Origin of the sequence: Kribbia dieselivorans NBRC 106261 (genome assembly GCF_001552435.1) — a bacterium.
GTDB lineage: Bacteria > Actinomycetota > Actinomycetes > Actinomycetales > Dermatophilaceae > Kribbia > Kribbia dieselivorans.
Window position 1 is genome coordinate 1 of sequence record NZ_BCRE01000198.1, and the last position, 1,443, is coordinate 1,443.

Genomic DNA, 1,443 nt, shown 5'->3' on the forward strand with positions numbered 1-1,443 from the left:
CCGCGTACCGCGGCGGGTACCTGCCCGAGGAGCGCCGTGCGCTCGAGCGATCCCTGCGCTCGCGTGACCTGCTGGGGCTGGCGACCACCAACGCACTCGAACTCGGGGTGGACATTGCCGGTCTGGATGCCGTCCTGGTGGCGGGGTGGCCCGGTCGACGAGCCTCGCTGTGGCAGCAGGTCGGGCGGGCCGGGCGGGGCGGTTCGGCGGCGCTGGCGCTATTCATCGCCGCCGACGACCCGTTGGACACCTACGTCGTCGAACACCCGGACACGGTGTTCGCGGCGCCCGTGGAGGCCACGGTGATCGACCCGACCAACCCGAACGTGCTCGGCCCCCACCTGGCGGCAGCCGCGCAGGAATTCCCCCTGACCGAGGATGACGCGGCGTGGTTCGGGCCGAGCACGACGACACTGGCCACGCAGTTGGCGCAGCGCGGGATCCTGCGGCGCCGGCCGACGGGTTGGTATTGGGCTCGGCAGGACCGGGCGGCCGACCACGTCACCCTGCGCGGGACCGGGCCGGTCGTCAGCGTCGTCGATCAGCGCACCGGCCGCGTCGTCGGCACGGTCGACGAGGCCAGCGCCCACGTGCAGGTGCACACCGGGGCGGTGCACGTCCATCAGGGCCAGACGTGGGTGGTCACCGAGTTGGATCTGTCGCAGGACACGGCCCTGGCCGTGGCCGGCGACCCGGGGTGGAGCACGTCGGCCCAGGAACGGGCGAGCTTCCGGATCGTCGCGGAGCAGGAGGGCCGCGACCACGGGCCGGTGCGGGTGTCCTTCGGGTCGGTGCAGGTGACCAGCCAGGTGGTCGGTTTCATGCGCCGCCTGCCCTCGGGCGAGGTGCTCGGCTCGCACCCGCTCGATCTGCCCCCGCGCACGCTCCACACCCAGGCGGTCTGGTGGACCATGCCGGAGACGCTGCTCGCGCAGGCCGGGATCGAGCAGGTCGACATTCCCGGGTCGGCGCACGCCGCCGAACATGCCGCCATCGGGCTGCTGCCGCTGTTCGCCACCTGCGACCGCTGGGACATCGGCGGGGTGTCGACGGCCCTGCACCCCGACACCGGGCTGCCGACGATCATGGTGCACGACGGGTACCCGGGCGGAGTCGGGTTCGCGCAGCGGGCGCACGCGGTGCTCCCGGCCTGGCTGCGGGCCACCCGCGATGCCGTGGCCGGGTGTGCGTGCGAATCGGGTTGCCCGGCGTGCGTGCAGTCGCCCAAGTGCGGCAACGGCAATGAACCGCTGGACAAGGCCGGTGCGGTGCGCCTGCTCGACGCGGTCCTGGCTCACGTCACCGCCGAGTGAGCCGGCCCGGCGCGCGCGTTCGCCGTGACGGAGCGCGGTAGCCCGGGAAGCGTGGCCCGGCCCGTGACCGGGATGGGGGCGGTCGCGGTGAACGCCACGATGCCGGCGCCCTGCGCGCGACAGGCCACGG

1 protein-coding gene is annotated in these 1,443 nt (G+C 74.0%); it reads left to right on the forward strand.

The genetic code is table 11. The features are described 5' to 3' along the window. On the forward strand, positions 1–1,313 hold a 1,313-nt coding region (locus tag KD1_RS14035; protein WP_157073371.1), incomplete at its 5' end, for a DEAD/DEAH box helicase. Positions 1,314–1,443: the final 130 nt, after the last annotated feature.